At 42.9% G+C, this 13106-nt stretch carries 14 protein-coding genes and 1 tRNA gene; 7 read left to right on the top strand and 8 right to left on the bottom strand.

Annotated elements, in window-relative coordinates:
* Positions 1-6: 6 nt before the first annotated feature.
* Both ACQY73_RS02310 and ACQY73_RS02305 read left to right on the top strand, forming a co-directional pair.
* The gene (locus ACQY73_RS02310) at positions 7-846 is read left to right on the top strand and encodes a purine-nucleoside phosphorylase (RefSeq protein ID WP_428660887.1); all 840 of its coding nucleotides are present in this window, start codon (positions 7-9) and stop codon (positions 844-846) included.
* 287 nt (positions 847-1133) lie between these two features.
* The gene (locus ACQY73_RS02305; RefSeq protein WP_428660884.1) at positions 1134-1697 is read left to right on the top strand and encodes a DUF6580 family putative transport protein; all 564 of its coding nucleotides are present in this window, start codon (positions 1134-1136) and stop codon (positions 1695-1697) included.
* 55 nt (positions 1698-1752) lie between these two features.
* Here the strand turns inward: ACQY73_RS02305 and ACQY73_RS02300 are convergent, their stop codons facing one another.
* The gene (locus ACQY73_RS02300; protein WP_428660881.1) at positions 1753-2646 is read right to left on the bottom strand and encodes a 1-aminocyclopropane-1-carboxylate deaminase/D-cysteine desulfhydrase; all 894 of its coding nucleotides are present in this window, start codon (positions 2644-2646) and stop codon (positions 1753-1755) included.
* A gap of 76 nt (positions 2647-2722) precedes the next feature.
* On the opposite strand from ACQY73_RS02300, the gene ACQY73_RS02295 reads away from it, so the two are divergent.
* Positions 2723-3601, top strand: a complete 879-nt coding sequence (locus tag ACQY73_RS02295; protein ID WP_428660878.1) for a hypothetical protein — start codon at positions 2723-2725, stop codon at positions 3599-3601.
* Between the two features lie 73 nt (positions 3602-3674).
* On the opposite strand, the gene ACQY73_RS02290 is transcribed toward ACQY73_RS02295, so the two are convergent.
* Positions 3675-4094: a DUF4783 domain-containing protein gene (locus ACQY73_RS02290; RefSeq protein ID WP_428660876.1), complete on the bottom strand. Its 420-nt coding sequence runs from the start codon at positions 4092-4094 to the stop codon at positions 3675-3677.
* Between the two features lie 98 nt (positions 4095-4192).
* Here ACQY73_RS02290 and ACQY73_RS02285 point away from each other — a divergent pair, with 98 nt between their 5' ends.
* Entirely contained in the window at positions 4193-4690 is a 498-nt protein-coding gene (locus ACQY73_RS02285) for a phosphoribosyltransferase family protein (protein ID WP_428660874.1), read from the top strand.
* A gap of 64 nt (positions 4691-4754) precedes the next feature.
* Here the strand turns inward: ACQY73_RS02285 and ACQY73_RS02280 are convergent, their stop codons facing one another.
* The 3 genes from ACQY73_RS02280 to galK all read right to left on the bottom strand — a co-directional run bounded on the left by ACQY73_RS02280 (position 4755) and on the right by galK (position 8272).
* Positions 4755-5075, bottom strand: coding sequence for a heavy metal-binding domain-containing protein (locus ACQY73_RS02280; protein WP_428660871.1), 321 nt, complete (start codon positions 5073-5075; stop codon positions 4755-4757).
* A 297-nt stretch (positions 5076-5372) separates the two neighbouring features.
* Entirely contained in the window at positions 5373-7010 is a 1638-nt protein-coding gene (locus ACQY73_RS02275; RefSeq protein ID WP_428660869.1) for a glycerol-3-phosphate dehydrogenase/oxidase, read from the bottom strand.
* A gap of 92 nt (positions 7011-7102) precedes the next feature.
* On the bottom strand, positions 7103-8272 hold the full coding sequence (gene galK / locus ACQY73_RS02270; RefSeq protein WP_428660866.1) for a galactokinase: 1170 nt from the start codon (positions 8270-8272) through the stop codon (positions 7103-7105).
* A 134-nt stretch (positions 8273-8406) separates the two neighbouring features.
* Here galK and ACQY73_RS02265 point away from each other — a divergent pair.
* From ACQY73_RS02265 to ACQY73_RS02255, 3 genes are all read left to right on the top strand, one after another.
* Positions 8407-8480 (top strand) — tRNA-Arg (locus ACQY73_RS02265).
* A 378-nt stretch (positions 8481-8858) separates the two neighbouring features.
* Positions 8859-9626, top strand: a complete 768-nt coding sequence (locus ACQY73_RS02260) for a phage integrase SAM-like domain-containing protein (RefSeq protein ID WP_428660863.1) — start codon at positions 8859-8861, stop codon at positions 9624-9626.
* Between the two features lie 89 nt (positions 9627-9715).
* Entirely contained in the window at positions 9716-10756 is a 1041-nt protein-coding gene (locus ACQY73_RS02255) for an endonuclease/exonuclease/phosphatase family protein (RefSeq protein WP_428660860.1), read from the top strand.
* A 108-nt stretch (positions 10757-10864) separates the two neighbouring features.
* Here ACQY73_RS02255 and ACQY73_RS02250 read toward each other — a convergent pair whose 3' ends face one another.
* The 3 genes from ACQY73_RS02250 to pstA form a co-directional block, all read right to left on the bottom strand.
* Positions 10865-11113: a hypothetical protein gene (locus ACQY73_RS02250; RefSeq protein ID WP_428660858.1), complete on the bottom strand. Its 249-nt coding sequence runs from the start codon at positions 11111-11113 to the stop codon at positions 10865-10867.
* Positions 11114-11472: 359 nt separating this feature from the next.
* On the bottom strand, positions 11473-12243 hold the full coding sequence (pstB, locus tag ACQY73_RS02245) for a phosphate ABC transporter ATP-binding protein PstB (RefSeq protein ID WP_428660855.1): 771 nt from the start codon (positions 12241-12243) through the stop codon (positions 11473-11475).
* A gap of 2 nt (positions 12244-12245) precedes the next feature.
* Positions 12246-13103, bottom strand: a complete 858-nt coding sequence (pstA, locus tag ACQY73_RS02240) for a phosphate ABC transporter permease PstA (protein ID WP_428660853.1) — start codon at positions 13101-13103, stop codon at positions 12246-12248.
* Between the last annotated feature and the right edge of the window lie 3 nt (positions 13104-13106).

Genomic DNA, 13106 nt, shown 5'->3' with positions numbered 1-13106 from the left:
TTTTCCATGACCTTATCACAACTACAGGAAGCCACCGAATTTCTTAAGCAACAGACCAATCATTTCAGTCCACAGACCGGCATTATTTTGGGCACGGGCTTAGGGGCATTGGTGCAGGATATTGACATTGAATACGCCATTGATTACGAAAATATTCCGCATTTTCCCGTTTCTACCGTCGAATTCCACAAGGGACGCCTGTTGTTTGGAACGCTTACGGGCAAAAAAGTAATTTGCATGCAGGGGCGCTTTCATTATTACGAAGGTTATTCGTTGGCTCAGGTAACTTTTCCCGTCAGAGTCATGAAACTGTTAGGGATCGAACAGCTCATCGTCTCCAACGCCGCCGGTGGATTGAATGAAAACTATCAGATCAGTGATCTGATGATCATCAATGACCATATCAGTCTATTTTTACCGGAGAATCCACTTCGCGGCACCAATTTGGCGACCTTTGGCGACCGCTTTCCCGACATGAGTGAGCCTTATGCCGCTGATTTGGTCGCAAAAGCGCTTCACATTGCCCAAGCCAACGGAATTCGCGCCCATGCCGGCGTATATGCCGGTGTGACCGGCCCGCAATTGGAAACGAAAGCCGAGTACCGAATGCTGAGGATGTTGGGGGCTGATGCGGTCGGCATGAGTACGGTGCCGGAAGTCATCGTTGCGCGCCACATGGAACTGCCGGTTGTCGGTATTTCGGTCATTACCGACATGTGCATTCCCGAACAACTGGAAAAAGCCGAAATAGAAAAGATATTGGCCGCCGCCTATAAGGCAGAACCCAACATGACGTTTATCATCAAAGAGCTGCTTTCTCATTTCGTTTCCGGCAAGGCTAATTGAAAAAAGTATCTTTATTTTATGTTATGCACACCCATGAAAACGAAATTCCTGAAAAACTCAATCTGATCATCGACGAGAATCCTGATAATAAGGAAAAGCTTATAAAAAATATGCCTGCCATGATATAAAGTCTCTTTTTGAGACAATGCTGAGGTGCAATAATTATTATTTCCGTTTTTTTAGTGTTTTTTTTACACACTTCTTGCATTTTTAAAAAATATCATTTTATCTTTACATCCAAGTTCAATATAAAAGTGAACAAAAGAAAAATTTAACATCAAGTAATATTGAGAGAACGCTTTACTACAGTCATGAATTTAGGTTTATCGAGATTTAGTACAGTAGTTATACTGATTCTAGTAGCTGCACTTTCTCGGGTAGTGCCCCATCCTTTCAACTTCACTCCTATTGGAGCGATTGCTTTGTTCGGTGCTGCACAATTTAATCGCAAGGCTTTTGCATTCATGATTCCGGCGGCCGCTATGCTTTTAAGCGACGCCCTGCTTGGTAACCCATCTCTCCCTACCTACCTTTCTTTTGCACTTATTACCGTATTTGGTTTAATTTATCTAAAAAAAGTAACTGTAAGTCGGCTATTCGTTGCAAGTTTAGTGGCTTCTGTTTCGTTCTTTTTAATAACAAACTTTTTTGTTTGGTTTGGCGGCGCAATGTATCCGCAAACGTGGCAAGGGTTAGTTGTCTGTTATACCGCAGGATTAGCCTTCTACCAACAAACATTATTCGGTAATCTCTTTTTAAACACCGTCATGGGCGATCTGTTTTACACGACTCTGCTTTTTGGTGCTTATTATTGGATTCACAAAAACGCTTTCAAGCCCACAGTGGCATAAAAATATTTGTTTTCATGGCTGTTAATAGGTAGACAAATAGCTCCGATCTTCGGAGCTATTTTCTTTTTCCCTGCAATCCTCCCGTGTGAAGCGCTACAATCACCTCCCCTCTTTTGAAATATCCCTGCCTGACCAGGTCAACGATCCCAAACATCATTTTTCCCGTATAGACCTGCTCAAGCGGAATATTGGTCTGATGTTCGAAATCAGCGATAAATTCCATAAGTTCCTTTGTTTCTTTCCCATAGCCTCCAAAATGATAATCAGTTAGTATCTCTACCTTTTTATTCTGCATTGAAACCAATACTTCCAAGTGTTTTATTACTTCTTCCTGCTGAATTTTTAATGCAGAAAAAATAAGCACCCGCTCTTGTGTCGAGGCAGCAATCAAGCCGGCGGCCGTACCGCCCGTACCAAAGGGGGTGCATACATAATCGAACGAGCCTGACAGTTGCGTTTGAATTTCATCAATTACTTCTTCTACGCCTTTAACTGCCAATGTATTTGAGCCTCCTTCGGGAATAATATAACAATCGGTTCCGTACTTATCTGCTAACTTATCTTTATCTCGGTAAGTCTCTCTGGTCACAAACCTCAGTTGCATTCCGCAGTGAGACGCAAACTGCAGCGTTTTGTTGGAATGAGCATGCAATTCATCGCCTCTGATGATACCAATCGACTCAAATCCAGTGGCTTGTCCCGCCGCCGCTACGGCTGCAATGTGATTTGAATAAGCCCCGCCAAAGGTTAAAAGGCGTTTAAATCCTGCCTTTTCAGCTTCCAAAAGAGTGTATTTCAGCTTACGCCATTTGTTGCCCGAGACAACCGGATGCAGTAAATCATCCCGTTTTACATACAAAGTAATTCCTCGCTCGATAAATAAGGGCCATTCAACGATTTGAAGCGGGGATTGGGCGGCATTCTCCCAAAATCTATCTACTCTACTCACAATAACATTTGGTTTTATGTACATTTGTCTGTTCCAAACGCAAGTTTTAATACTTTTCACTTATCTTTTTACAATCATGAAAAAAATACTTTCAATCTTATTCGTATTTGGGGTAGTTGTCAATGTTTCAGCACAGGATACCCCTACTGCCGATGCCATTATCGATAAATACCTTGCGGCCATCGGGGGCAAAGACGCCATTGCAAAAATTGAGGATATAACCATCGCTACTTCGGCCGAAACCCAACGCGGATCGATGGAGTCAGAAATCAAAGTGAAGAAACCCAATAAATTCTCGTCAGTAATGTACATGATGGGCAACGAAGTAATGCGTGCAACCGGCGACGGAACAAAGGTAGAAACGGTTTCGGGATTTGGCGGTAACACCAACAATCGGGTAGCTGAAGGCAAAGATGCCATTGCTCAGGTACTGCAAAATGTTCCTTTCCCTGAATTACTTTATGCCCAATACGGTATCGAAAAAACAGTTTCCGGCAAAGAAGCCGTAAATGGTAAAGATGCATGGAAAGTAGACTTTGCCATTCCTGAAGGAAGAAAATGGAGCGAATTTTTTGACGTTGAAAGCGGCCTGAAAGTAAAACGTATGGCCAACATGGAAGGGATGGGCCGTGGTCCCGGTGGCGGGCAACGTCCCGAAGGACAACCGGGAGCGGCTCAAGGTGCCGGTCAGGGGCAAGGTACAACACCGGGCCAGGGACAGGGTGGCCAAGGCGGACAGGGACAACGTCCCGGTGGCGGTCAGCGTGGCGGAATGGGAATGGGTGGCGGAAATATGAACGTTGTTTTCAGTGATTATAAAGAGATCAAGGATGGCAACGGTGTTAAGATTCCGTATACCCGTGAACAGGGCAACGGTCAGTTTTCTTCGAAAGCGGAAGTACAATCTGTGAAAATCAACAAAGGCATCAAGGAAAGCAACTTTGTGATCAAATAACAGAATCAGTATAAACGAAATCGGGCAATGAAAGTATGCTTCATTGCCCGATTTCGTTTATCAATCAGCATCATTACTCTTTCTTAAAATGTAAGGTATTGATCAGGTAATCTTTTTCCGTGACCCGCATGAGAATATATACCTGAAACTTATTCCCGTTGACGGCCTGATAGGTTGCGGTGCAATAACGAACCTTGGAAGCCGTCCCTTGAAAACCGTACCGAAAATCTTTAGGCGGATATTTTTTAAAAAAATTTTTCAAGATCAGCTCAGCCTGTTCCTCTCCCACCCGACGAAAATCTACCCGTTCTGCATCAATCACCAATTCAAGATTGCGTTCAAAATGATCGGCCAATACATGCGCATTCCCCGTTTTGATGGAACCTTTGATCATTTCGGCTATTTCAATATCACGTGAGTCCCTACGTGAAGTAAACCCACAAAATGTGCTTCCTGCCAGTACTACCAAAAATATATTTTTAAAGATTTTCATAATGATTGAGCCATATGAGTTTGATTTCAACCAGTAGTTGGCTAAAATTGTGCCAAACTCAAAATTGAAATCAAAAAAAGCGTCAATCCAAACCGGCCATGCAAAAAACAATTCTTTCGTCAGACCAAACCTTACAAAAAATCAAACGTATTGCTTTTGAGATATATGAAAAGAACTTCGAAGAAGAAGGAGTAATCTTGGCAGGGATTACGGGAGAAGGGTACGAAATGGCTCGTTTACTGGAAGTTTTTTTAAAAGAAATATCTCAATTGAATGTTCGGCTCATGCGCATTGACCTAAACAAAGATCATCCGCATACGAGCCCTGTTCAATTTGATCTGGAGAAAGAACTTTTAAGCCGAAAAGTCATTATTGTGGTAGATGACGTACTCAATACCGGCCGCACACTCGCCTATAGCCTCTCGCCTTTTCTGGGGGTATCGTTGAAACGCCTGCAGGTAGCCGTTATGGTCAACCGAGCACACCATTCCTTTCCGATCTTTGCCGATTATGTAGGATATGCACTCAGCACTACGTTGAATGAACACATTCAGGTAAAGCTTTCCGGTGACGAGATCGGTGTTTATTTAAGCTAACGATCCGTTTACTTTCGGGAAGTCCGGAAACCTTCCCGAAAGTAGGTATTAGCTTCATCACCTCTTATTCAAAAACAATAGCAGTCCCGTTAGCGCTGACCATGAGCATGGAACCGTTTCCGCCAATGGTCTGAAAATCAAGGTCTACTCCAATGATGGCATTGGCGCCTAAGCGCTGGGCCTGTTCGATCATTTCTTTCAGGGCAATTCCCTTTGCTTCGCGTAGTCCCTGCTCATAAGCACCCGAGCGTCCTCCAACAATATCGCTGATTCCGGCAAAAAAATCCTTGACGAGATTCGCGCCGATGATGGCTTCTCCGTTGACCAAGCCAATGTACTTCGTGATTGTCTTCCCTTCAATGTTGTTTGTAGTTGTAATGAGCATCGATATAACGTAGAATGGTTAAAAGTGGGTGCAATATACGTCATAATGAAAGACTGTTACGATAGAAAACAGGAACAACGGTCTTTGTACCTTACTAACGCCTCAATTTATCCATGAACATGAAGCTAATCAATTTGTTTCTCGTTGGTTCTTTGTGGATTACAATCAAAAGTGCATACGCTCATACACCTAAATATGCCGTTCAGGTGTATGGATGTCGGGCCCAATTTGCCAAGGATATTCCGGGCACGCCGGCAAAATTCTAAACTATGGGCGTTAGTTACTTAGAAATCGCCTTTATTGAGCCGATTTTATAAACGATTGCAACAGCAACAGGTAGTCATCTATTTGCTGCTGTTTTTGCGCTTGGGTCCAGCCCAACTCCTGAGCCATTAGGTCGGCTACAACAGGTATGGCTTCCTGCGCAGCTTCCCAATCCATGATTTCAAGGCGCATGCGGCGGGCTAAAACATCGCGCAGCGTACAGGCCATTTCTTCCCGAACCTGATAAATGACCTCCGCCTGAATAAACGGAAATTTATCCACCAATCGTTGAGCCCACGTCACGTTTTCCTGGGTTAGGCGGGCGACTTTGTGCGCACGACTTCCGTATTTTCGTATCAAATGTTTGGCGATGTCTTTGGCCAAACGATATACCGTCTGAATGATCTTCCAGTCTTCAAACGCAAAGTCCTCTCCACCAACCAATAAATGATCTGCGGTTTGACAAGCGCGCTCTACACCTAACAGTTCACAGGCTTTGTCGATGGTATCTTTAGCCATGTAACGATAGGTGGTCCACTTCCCTCCCAACAAACTCAGCAGATTGGATGTTTCGTCATGTTCTACCTCATGATCACGAACAAGTTTTTTAGTGGAAGCAGACTCTCCCGCAGCCAACAGCGGACGTAAACCGCCAAATCCCGCTTTTACCTGACTTTTATCGGGTCGTTTGGCCAAATAAGGCGCTAACGTATCCAATAAGAATTCCACTTCTTTTTCTTCCAGAATGGGTTCTTTATCCAACTGAGTATAATCTGTATCCGTGGTTCCCAACAGCAATTGCCCTTCAAAAGGAATAGCAAATACAACCCGCCCGTCGCTGGTTTTAGGGATGAGCATGGCATCATCACTTTTCAGCACTTCATAGGGTAGCACCACGTGAACTCCTTTACTGGGTCGAATGCGGTGCATAAGCGAAGCGTTGGCTTTTAAGCGAATGTGGTCTGCCGTTGCGCCTGTACAATTGATAAAAAGAGTTGCTTTGATCGAAAAGGAAGCTTCCGGTGCATCCAAGGTCGAAGAAACAAGCGCCTCTTTGAGTTTACCCTCTTTATCTTTCTTAAAATCGATCAGTTGCAGGTGGTTCGCAACAGCGACTCCCGCTTCTGCCGACGCATGTACCAAGCCCAGGCAATAACGGGCATCGTCCAGTTGTCCATCAAAATAAAGAACGGCACTGTGCAGTTTTTTGGCATCCAACGAAGGCATTCGCAGCATGGTTTCTTTTTTACTCAGCCATCTGCTTTTCGGCAAAGAATCGCCTTTGGCAAAGAAATCGTACATCCGAAGGCCGATACTGAAATAGAGACCTTCCCACCAACTGAACACCGGTGTCAATAAAGGCAACGGTCGTGCCAGGTGCGGTGCGTTTTGTAACACGATCTGGCGTTCTTCCAACCCGTGACGTACCTGTTTCAGTTGAGCAAAGTCAAGATTCTTAAAGGCCTGTTCCAAATACCGTACTCCACCATGAATCAATTTGGTGGATTTGGAAGATGTTTCAGAAGCAAAATCATTTTTTTCGATCAAGGCTACCTTAAAACCCCGCAACGCTGCATCCAACGCACAGCCTGCTCCACTTGCTCCTCCGCCAATGATACAAATATCAAACGTTTCTTTTTGCAGTCGTTGCAGGTCTTGGGTACGATTCATGGAAATCAGGAGTGAGCGGTCAGCAGTGAGAAATGTATTAAGCGATAAAATTTAAATAAACGTATATGTCCTAAAGGATTGAAAAAGCCCGGCTAATCAATAATTCCAACACCATCGGTGATGGTGACCACATAAGTAGCCAAACTCCGTTTGTATTGATCAGCATATGCTGACTTCATGGCCTCAATGAAACCATCTACTGCTTCTACTTTTATAATGGAAATGGTACAGCCACCAAAACCGCCCCCCATCAAACGCGAGCCAAGTACATCTTCCAAAGGCAATTGACGCGCCTGTTCCACCAAAAAATCCAACTCTTCACAGCTGACCTCGTAATCTTTGCTTAATCCTTCGTGGGTCGCGTACATTTTTTGGCCAAAAGCAGCCAAATCGCCCTTTTTCAGGTCTTCACAGGCAGCCACGACCCGCTCTATTTCTCCCGTAACGTATCGGCAACGACGAAACACATTGTCGGTCAAATCTCCCTGATGGCTTTCTACTTGCGCCAATGTCACATCACGAAGGCTATCGATGGTCGGGTAAAATTGTTTTAGTTTCGCCACTCCTTCTTCACATTCCTGACGGCGTGTATTGTAGGCTGATTCAGCCAACGTATGTTTTACGCCCGAGTTACACAACACTATTTTATAATGAGAGAGGTCGAAAGGAAAATATTCAAAGCTTAGATCTCGGCAATCAAGGCGAATGACCGAATTTGCCTTGCCGTGAATGGACGCAAACATATCCATGATGCCACATTGCAGACCTGCAAAGTTATGTTCGGTACGTTGAGCAGTCAGCGCTAAGTCCAAACGACTCACCTTTAGATCAAACAAATAGCTCAATGCAAAGCCCATTCCGCTTTCCACCGCTGCCGACGATGAAAGACCCGCACCGTTGGGAACATCTCCGCCAAACGCCACTTCAAAGCCATTGCCGATCACATGACCGTCTTTTCGCAATTCACTAACCATTCCAATCAGGTAATTGGCCCAACTTTTGGAAGATTTAACGGGTTTATCAACGGAAAACTCATAAGCATCATCCAAATCAGCCGCGTAAAGTTTACACAACCGATCGGTGCGGGGACAAACGGCAAAATAGATAGCTTTGTCAATCGCAGCCGGCAATACAAACCCATTGTTGTAATCTGTATGTTCTCCAATCAAATTGATACGACCGGGAGCACGAACAATAAAAGAGGGATTTTTACCAAAAATAGCGCGAAAAGCCTCAGTAATCTTATGCGGGTAAGTATTCACAAGCACAAATAACGTTAGTTAAAAGAGAAATCAGGGGCACAAAAATAGAAAGATTGGCCGGGGTTTTACAATTTTTTAAGCGAATGTTGCCAAAAACCCATAAAAGGCTTACTTTTGCGGTCACATTTAAAAACGGTCCCATAGCTCAGTTGGATAGAGCAACAGATTTCTAATCTGTCGGTCTTTGGTTCGAGTCCAAATGGGATCACTTAAAAACTTCTTTTCTAATCGAAAAAGCCATTTAGCCCTCTCCCAGAGGGCTTTTTTGTTTTAACCTCCTGAACTTCTTTTACATAAAAGTACCCACTTTACCGGGTACACAAAATTAAAAATTGGGTACACGGTAAAATCAATAAGGCAAACATTAAACACCATATTTTATATCACAACAAATCCTTTTCACAGTTACTATAAAGAGTCATTATACCATTATGAGCTTTTATAGCAATTCAAATGGCAATTTACCGTTCGTTAATAAAACATATTTTTTAGGAATATTTTTTCAACCAATGTACCGTTTTTGTAATAGTCCCCAAGTTTCAACCAATTTGTTTATACAAAACTGTATGTTAATCAAAAAACCGGAATGAAAATTGTGATTCGCTTCCGGATTCGCTCAAAGAAGAATGCACCTAAAGACTCTCTTCATTACATCTATGTCCGTTTAAGAGTCAATGGTGTTGCAGCCCGAGCTGACATGGCAACCGGCGTCTGTTGCCTTCATACTGATTGGGGCAATAAAGCCCAACGTATTCGCGGACATTCCGAAACTGCTCGACAACAAAACGCAAAACTTACCCAAATCAGAAATGATATTGATACTATCTATAATGATTTACGGAAATATGACAGGCCAATTTCTGCTGAAATCATCAAGCAGGCCTATACCACAAAACAAGATCCAACCCCACGCACGTTACTTTGTTATTATGAGAAATATATTAATGAAGTCAAAGCCGAAGAAGTGCAGGAAGATACATTAAAGGTATGGAAGAGCCGATACAATACCCTGAAAAAATATATCTCCCAAAAACTGAAACGAAGGGACGTGAACTTAATTGAAGTCAATGGGCAATGGTTGAAGGGATATGTACAATACCACGCCGATTTGGGCAACAGCAAAAATCACTCAGCAAAAGCCGTTGAGTCAATTAAAGCCGTTTTAGAGTGGACAGTGGTAGAATCAGTATTGGCTTTCAACTCTACCATATCTTTTAAGTCAAAACGAGATAAAAAACGTAAGCCTATCAAATTTCTCACAAAGGAACAGGTTCACCAACCGGCAAGCTGCACATTTTACGATGATCGTTTGCAGAAAGTAGTAGACCGCTATTCTCTCACTGGGACGCAATAACCTTCTCTTTGATATAATGAAAGCTTAATAATGTGATAGCATCCGGGACATACCGGAAATCTATTTTTGCGTAAAAAATAGAATTTCAAATGTATACTGCTTTTTTTGTAAGAACCCGATCCATTAAACTCTTCATTAGTGCTTTCTCATGCCTGATCTTATTGCAGTCCGGTGTTCCATTGAATCAGGGAACTACCCCTGTCACTGTTAACAAAGCCCTATTTCTAAATGAAACCACTTCCGGAGGTTTTTCAGTTATTACCTATAATATTGCAGGTTTGCCTCAGTTGATTTCCAGTGCGGTTACCGAACGCGCAGGCAGCATTGCAGAGATTGGACGCAAGCTGAATCAGTATGACATTACCCACATTCAGGAAGATTTTAACTATAATCAACACCTTTATAATCAAGGCAACCAACATCCCTTTCGAACTCGATCCAAAGGGGGTGTTCCGTTTGGAGATGGCCTCAGTACATTATCAAAGTTTCCCGTCACCGATATCCGACGGATAAAATGGAATGACTGTACGGGTGCTGATTGTCTTACGCCGAAAGGATTCAGCTACAGCCGGGTAGAAATAGCAAAAGAGGTGTTTATTGATTTCTACAATGTACACGCCAACGCAAATAACTCCAGGCGTGCGGCCGCTGCCCGCTGCAAAAACATACAACAATTATCGACTTATATTAAAAAATACTCTGTCGGGAATGCCGTTTTTGTCATGGGAGATCTCAATGGACACTACAGTTACTCCTATGACAATATTAATCTGTTGCTGGAGGAAAACAATTTATCGGATACGTGGCTCATCCTGAAAGGGAATATCCAACTCCCTATACCTCTCAGTGAATCGCCTTCCGATGACATACTTAATATTGAAGAGAATCATGAAACGATTGATAAGATATTGTTTCGAAGCGGCAACCGGATACGATTACTGCCCTCTATGTATAAACTTGAAAAAGAGTTCTTTAAAAATAAAGCCGGTTTACCTTTATCCGATCACCATCCCGTGAGTGCTGAATTTATCTGGACTGTTGATTTGGAAGAGGACGCCGGTGTCCACGTTACCTCTCAAGATTCAAAATCTGATTTGAGATCAAAATTGGTAGGCGTTCGGGAACAATAGTTCTACAAAATGAATGGGGTAGGTATTGGTCTCAATAAAATGGTAATTGGGGCAAAATGGTTAGCCGGCTAAATTGTTTGCCCCACTGAATCTAATGGGCAGTAATTATCAGGAAGGTTTAACTGCTTTTTCCCTTTTCTTTGTTTTTGCCGTTTTCAGTGCTTTTTCTTCAATCTTTTTTGCTTCTTTTTCTTTTTCGTTATTTTCCTTTTGTTTAATTTTTACAATTCTCTTAGCCAATTTTTTCGACGTCTTATTGACTGCTTTTTTTATTTTTTTTGATATGCTCCCCTCTATAATTACATCTGCAATTTTTTGGGCGATTTCACCGGCCTGAGCTTTTATTTTTGATTTCATTTTGGTTTGAACAATTAGAAAATTGTGCGACTGATAAAATTTGCAAATAGGTAGCTATTTTTTGGCTAAAACAATAGCCTAACTGTATGTTTCCATTGAATTTATTTCAAATAATTGGTCCCTCTGAGTAGCAGGAACTAAAAATCGCCTATGTTTCTTCCCGATTACCCATCGATCAGGTGCTGCTGCCATGAAACGTTTATACCATTTAGCTAATTTTATTGGTAACCGGTCAAAATTTGGGGCATGGCTTAAAGGATTGTCAATTATAATCAGAGATCGCCTTATTAATTGAACGACCGGTAAGAAGTAAAATAGCGTAGTATGAATAACATCCATTTGGGAAGATGATCAAATCTCTACCCAAAATGCCCGCCAATGTAGTTCTTGGTCAGTTCCTGAGTCGGATTTTGGAAAATAACAGAAGTTGCCTCATACTCAATCAGTTCGCCAAGGTACATAAAAGCCGTATTCTCGGACACCCGCAATGCCTGCTGCATATTGTGAGTAACAATGACCACTGTATAATCCTTTTTCAGTTCCAGAATCAATTCCTCAATTTTTGCCGTACTGATGGGATCGAGTGCAGAGCAAGGCTCATCCATTAAGATGATTTCGGGATTGACCGCAATGGTGCGTGCGATGCACAGTCGCTGTTGTTGCCCTCCCGAAAGCCGGTTGGCGGGCTCGTGTAATTGGTCTTTTACTTCGTCAAACAAATAGCTCTTACGAAGCGATCCTTCTACAATGTCTTTGATTTTATGCTTAGGAAAACCATTGATTTTCAGTCCATATTCAATGTTCTCGTAAATACTCTTCGGGAACGGGTTCGGCTTTTGGAATACCATCCCTACTTTCTTGCGAAGCAAGTGAACGTTCGTGTTCCGGTCAAAAATATCTGCAGTACCAATTATGACCTTGCCCGTAGTTTTCACGTCCGGCGTAAGATCATGCATCCGATTGAGGGTGCGAAGCAACGTAGATTTTCCACACCCCGAAGGCCCAATCAAGGCAGTTACTTTTTTTTCGGGAATCGCTAAATTAATATTTTTCAAGGCTTGCTTTGTGCCAAAAAACAAGTTCAAATCGCTGATCTCGATAGCGGATTTGGTGGCGGTGAGTGTCTCCATAGTTATTTCGTACGATAACGATTCCGAATCACAATTGCAGTAAGGTTCAATAAAAACACCAAAATAATTAAGACAGAAGCTGTGCCATAAGCCAGCGGCCTGACCGTCTCAATGGACTGATGCTGCGTAGAAAGCATGTATAAATGATAGGGCAATGCCATAAATTCTCCTCTTAAATCGGTGGGAAGATCCGTAATAAAAAAAGCGACGCCCGTGAATAAAATCGGGGCCGTTTCGCCCGCCGCTCGCGACAAACTCAAAATAACCCCCGTTGCAATTCCGGGCACCGCCTGCGGCAACACAATGTCGCGGATGGTCTCAAATTGCGTAGCTCCCAAAGCCAACGCTCCTTCGCGCATGGATTGAGGGACTGTTTTAAGGGCTTCTTCGGTAGTGGTGATCAGGTAAGGCAAAGACAGCAAACCGAGCGTCAAACCCGCTGAAAGTAAGGAGGTCCCGAATTGAAACAGCTGTACAAACAAAGCCAAACCAAACAATCCAAATATAATCGAAGGCACTCCGGCCAAATTACGAATAGCCGCCCGAATGAGTTGAGTAAACCGATTGTTTTGAGCATACTCATTCAAATAAATGGCGCAGGCAATGCCGAAGGGCAGCGACACGACTGCCGTGATCAAAGTTAATAATAACGTACCCAAAACGGCAGGCAGAATTCCCCCTTGAGTCATGCCATTCGTTGGAGGTTTTGTTACAAAATCAAACGAAATGACTGACAGCCCTTTGGAAAAAACGGCAAATAAAATGCTGAACAGAAACAGGCATACAATCAGGGTACAGGCCAATAATATCAGAAAGGGTGCCCGACTTTCCTGACGTGAAGTATGGGTTAATGCTTTCATAGT

The sequence above is a fragment of the Runella sp. genome, from assembly GCF_965279615.1.
Taxonomy (GTDB): domain Bacteria; phylum Bacteroidota; class Bacteroidia; order Cytophagales; family Spirosomataceae; genus Runella.
Note: the sequence above shows the minus strand (reverse complement) of the source record. Positions and strands in the feature narration are given on the sequence as shown.